Below are 4,295 nucleotides of genomic sequence, written 5' to 3' on the forward strand. Positions count from 1 at the left end.
TTTATTATCAAATCTATAAACCGCTTTTAGCTATTGATTACATACGAATAGCTAAAGATATTTTCTCTAAACACACAAGCTATAAAATTAATGTAGCATTATGTGACAATGTTTTTGGATTAGCTTGTATAGATTTAAGGCAATTTGAACAAGCCGAAGAAAGTTTTAACACTGCCATAGATATTCTAAAAAGTAAAAATGAAAGAACATTGTTACTACGTGTTAGAAATAACATCGGACTATTATATGCAAATCAAAATCTATCCTCTTTAGCAATTCGTCACTTATCAGAGGTTACAGAAAATATACCAAATCACTTTAAAGCCCTATATTTACAAGCAGATGAAAATTTAAAATTAGGCGAAACGGCAGTAGCATCTCAACTCATCGAAAAAGGCTTAAACATTTGCAATGAATTAGCAAATAAAGAATATCAATATCGCTTTAAAATTTTAGAAAAATTGAACAACACGTCTAACACTACAGAATTAGAAGCTGTTTTATTAGCAGGAGTTTCATACTTTAAAAAAGAAGAGTTATGGGATTGCATTGAAGAATATGCAGAACGATTAGCGAATAAATTTTATGCAGAGGAACATCATGTGAAGGCTAGTAAATATTTTTATATGAGTAATGAAGCAAAGAAAAAACTATTAGCTAAAGGGGCGTTAAAGTAATGAAAAAGTTTGGATTAGCAATAGCAGGTTTAACGTTAGCTGGAATTATGACTTTTGGTATAAGTAACAACTTAGAATTTTCGGCATTAAACAAAGGTGACACACCTGCACCACAAAGACCTGATTTAGCATTTAGTGATGGGCATATTGGTACTTCTCCAGAATATACACATGGAGAAGGGTGGTCTTCATCTTACACACACGGGGAGCCTTGGGGTATAGCTGATGGTAATACTGGTGCACCTGCTTACGACCACGGAAGACCACCTGCGCCAAAAGCTTAATTGTTTCATAAAAAAGTCATACTACTTGTATGGCTTTTTCTTTATTTTAGTTACTTAAGCCCTACATTTTTATCTGATTTGCTTTTGCTGGTGTAGAAGAGGGAAAAGATATAGAAGCATAAAGTGAAACTTTAATCAGCCCGCCCCCCACCTAATTTCTTTGCTTTCGCTGAATTTTGAGATGGGGATCTTACTGCCCGTTAATGCGGGATAAAAGAAAACCGCCTAAAATGATATGTACTTGAATAGTAGTACATAAAAAAATACAAATAACAATAAATTAAATATCGTTACAACAAAAAGGAGATGTCCCAGGCATGGTACTGGGACATCTCCTTTACTTATCTAAATTTCTAAATTCTACAAAGCACTATCAATTAAACAATTATTAAATATATCTTCTATCTAAAACATCGTATTATCATTAGCTGCTTCACTTGGAATCTCTTGAATTACATCCCAGTGTTCGACAATCTTTCCATCCTTGATACGAAATATATCCACTATAGCAACTCCCTTATCTTGAGAATTAGTACGAGAATGTACATGAAGAGCAACTGTATCCCCTTCAGCTACTACACGTTTAATCTCTGCAGAGGAATTAGGATTTTTAACAAAATCCTCCTTAAAGAAATCCATGAAGGCTTTTCGTCCATCAGCAACAAAAGGATTATGTTGCTTATAATCTTCACTAACATATTTAGGGATAATATCGATATTATGTTTGTTAAAAACTTCATTATAGAAATCAACTACCATCTTTTTATTCTTTTCATTTTCTTTTACTTCTTTTGATACAGAAGCGACATTTTCGCTCTTTATTGAGTTCCCTTTGTTATTACCGGTGGAAGCTTGAAATATCAAAGTCGATACAATTCCTAAAATAAACACAGAAATAATTATTACTATTAAACTTTTCTCTAATTTCATATATACCTACCTCTTCTACTTAAATAAGTTTTCTTCTATAAAAAGCTTGAAGAAGGAGAAACCTTCCCCAAAATGTAATGTCAGGGGTAATGTTAGGAATTTCATTTATCCTAACCTCCCCCTATACAAGGCATATTAGAAACGATTAACTCTAACTTAATACCTCATTAACAGTTGCACTGTCCACAATTTGAATAAACTTCTTAACCTTATCGTTCTCATCAAACTTATAAAGATGACAAAAATCTGCTACAAATGACTTCCCTGTAGCTTTATATGTTCCACTATATTTTCCATACACGATAACAGTATTGTTATTAAAAGTATAAATTTCATCTTTAGCACTATAGTCATCCCATTCCGTGCCAAGACGTTCATGTACGTTTTTCACTACTTCATCTGGACCTATATAAGTACCTGCATATGGAAACCCAGCAGCTTCTGTCCAAGATACATTTTCACTTAAATACGTTTTGAACGCATCCAATTTCCCTTCGCCAGTTAACACATACGTTTCATGTAATAGTTTTTGATATTTATTCATATCATTAACCCCAAGGTATTTCTTTTGTTACAACTTTTGCACTTAATTCTAATACACCTTTATTTGCATAGCCTGGATATGCTGCTTCAAGTTTTGCCACAAAATCTTTTGAAGTTCCACTTTCCTCAGAAGCTTGAACCGCCGTTCTTAGATAATCCATTGTCGCAGTAAGTGCTTGATTATTTAGGGATTTTTCGATTGATCCATGGCTAGGCACAATTATGTCAGCATGTAATGCTTGTAATACTTTCAAGTTCTCAACCCATGCCTCCATAGCCGCTTTTGAGTTCGTATCCGCTAAGAATACATGTATTTCGTTAAATACATCAATACCACCAATTAATACTTTTAGTTCTTTATTAAATAGGCTAGTTCTGTAATGATCTAAGCCTACTAGTTCAAATGTTAACCCCTGAAAATCAATCGCTTTTTCTTTAAACATTTGAGGTAATACCACGTTACTTGGTGCATTTTCTCCAAGGGCGTCTTTCCAAACTTTTAATTTCCCTAAGACAGAATGAACGATATGTTCAACAGTAGACTCTGTTGCATACGCTATAGCTTCTGGGTAAACGGCTTTAATGCTCTCTAATCCAAAGTAGTAGTCTGGATCCCCATGAATAATAAAGATTTTATCTAGAGATAAGTTGTTTTTTTTCAGATACTCAACAATTTCTTTCGAATCAGATTGAGTAAATTTTGAGTTTATTAAAAATGCATGTCCTGCTTTCTCAACTAATGTTGCTGTGACCATAAAGCTTTTTTCGTCCGAACTAAACACCGTTAATTTCACATCTTTTTGATTTGTATCGATTGTTTTAAACATAGTATGTTATTCTCCTTTTGTTAAAGTTATTAACTAATTATCATATTTTTATCTTGTTCCGATAAAATCTCCCACTCCCATTTATCTGAAAGTGTAATAGTACTAGCGAATATTCCGGAGATCAACGTCAGGTGGTCTAAGATAACATGTTTGCTACTGTATCCTAAATTTTCTTAATATAAATTTTTAAAACGCGCTTCAATTTTATCCGGTGTCATTACGCCACCACCAATAGGAATAATTTGATTATCCTTTTGTAAAAGTAATGAAGGATAGCTATTAACACCAAGCTGTCGAACTTTATTGAAATCATTTTGGACATCTATTATTGTTTCTTGAGCGTTTAAACGTTCTAATACTTGTTCAGGGTCCAAACCATGCTCGATTGCAATTTTGCGATATGTTTCAGGATCACTCAGACTTTGGCCCTCATAATAAAACGCTTTTTGCATAGCCGAAGTGAATTCTAATAAACGGTCTGGCGCTAATGAGCGTAAAGCTGAAAAGCCAATTGCAGCATCTTTCGAATTCATTTTAAAAGTCCCTTCCTCCACCAATTTTTGATATGAAGGACCAAATTCAGCACCTGTAAGTTGATTAATTCTTTTATTTCCTTCTTCTATATATGAGAAGTTTTTCATTGGTAAATTATCTAAAAATAACCCTCCACATAAAACCGTTAATGGTACTTCAGTGTGGTTTTTGTAAAATCCTTTAATACTTTCTGAAAAACCATAGCACCATCCACAATATGCATCCCATACGTAAATAAGATTATCTTGTTTCGTCTCCATTTAAATCTCCTACCTTTTTTTATTATCCAGCTCAACTAAATTTTTGGTTTATATAGGTACATCTTTTTATACCTTGTTCTTTTTTAGATACCTTACTATATTTCCCCAAAACTAATATTTCCAAAGAAAGATCCACCAAGGTTTTTAACAAAAGATAACATTGCACCTTATTGCCCCGTAACAGAAAATACTAAAGCTTGGAATATGCATTGATTTGAATGTGTTAGTAACTTTCTACAC

The 4,295-nt window shown here is 33.2% G+C and carries 5 protein-coding genes and 1 pseudogene; 2 read left to right on the plus strand and 4 right to left on the minus strand.

The features are described 5' to 3' along the window. Together ABWK52_RS27295 and ABWK52_RS27300 are read left to right on the plus strand one after the other, a co-directional pair. Positions 1–677, plus strand: a pseudogene (locus ABWK52_RS27295) (hypothetical protein); the annotation flags it as partial. Next, complete coding sequence (locus tag ABWK52_RS27300; protein WP_000713272.1) at positions 677–961, plus strand: hypothetical protein; 285 nt, start codon at positions 677–679, stop codon at positions 959–961. The pseudogene ABWK52_RS27295 and the gene ABWK52_RS27300, both read left to right, overlap by 1 nt. Positions 962–1,366: 405 nt before the next feature. Here the strand turns inward: ABWK52_RS27300 and ABWK52_RS27305 are convergent, their stop codons facing one another. The 4 genes from ABWK52_RS27305 to ABWK52_RS27320 all read right to left on the minus strand — a co-directional run bounded on the left by ABWK52_RS27305 (position 1,367) and on the right by ABWK52_RS27320 (position 4,055). After that, the gene (locus ABWK52_RS27305) at positions 1,367–1,891 is read right to left on the minus strand and encodes a nuclear transport factor 2 family protein (RefSeq protein ID WP_000764219.1); all 525 of its coding nucleotides are present in this window, start codon (positions 1,889–1,891) and stop codon (positions 1,367–1,369) included. 151 nt (positions 1,892–2,042) lie between these two features. Then, positions 2,043–2,435, minus strand: a complete 393-nt coding sequence (locus tag ABWK52_RS27310) for a nuclear transport factor 2 family protein (RefSeq protein WP_001046367.1) — start codon at positions 2,433–2,435, stop codon at positions 2,043–2,045. A 4-nt stretch (positions 2,436–2,439) separates the two neighbouring features. Continuing rightward, complete coding sequence (locus ABWK52_RS27315) at positions 2,440–3,261, minus strand: cytoplasmic protein (protein WP_218272434.1); 822 nt, start codon at positions 3,259–3,261, stop codon at positions 2,440–2,442. Positions 3,262–3,434: 173 nt separating this feature from the next. Continuing rightward, positions 3,435–4,055: a DsbA family protein gene (locus ABWK52_RS27320; protein WP_000448622.1), complete on the minus strand. Its 621-nt coding sequence runs from the start codon at positions 4,053–4,055 to the stop codon at positions 3,435–3,437. Positions 4,056–4,295: the final 240 nt, after the last annotated feature.

It is taken from the genome of Bacillus sp. AP50 (genome assembly GCF_040492675.1).
In the GTDB taxonomy this organism is placed as follows: Bacteria; Bacillota; Bacilli; order Bacillales; family Bacillaceae_G; genus Bacillus_A; species Bacillus_A cereus.

Bases quoted from the DNA above. Each gene is read 5' to 3' on its own strand.
- ABWK52_RS27305 (WP_000764219.1), bottom strand. From the start codon at position 1,891: ATGAAATTAGAGAAAAGTTTAATAGTAATAATTATTTCTGTGTTTATT.
- ABWK52_RS27320 (WP_000448622.1), bottom strand. From the start codon at position 4,055: ATGGAGACGAAACAAGATAATCTTATTTACGTATGGGATGCATATTGT.
- ABWK52_RS27310 (WP_001046367.1), bottom strand. From the start codon at position 2,435: ATGAATAAATATCAAAAACTATTACATGAAACGTATGTGTTAACTGGC.
- ABWK52_RS27300 (WP_000713272.1), top strand. From the start codon at position 677: ATGAAAAAGTTTGGATTAGCAATAGCAGGTTTAACGTTAGCTGGAATT.
- ABWK52_RS27315 (WP_218272434.1), bottom strand. From the start codon at position 3,261: ATGTTTAAAACAATCGATACAAATCAAAAAGATGTGAAATTAACGGTG.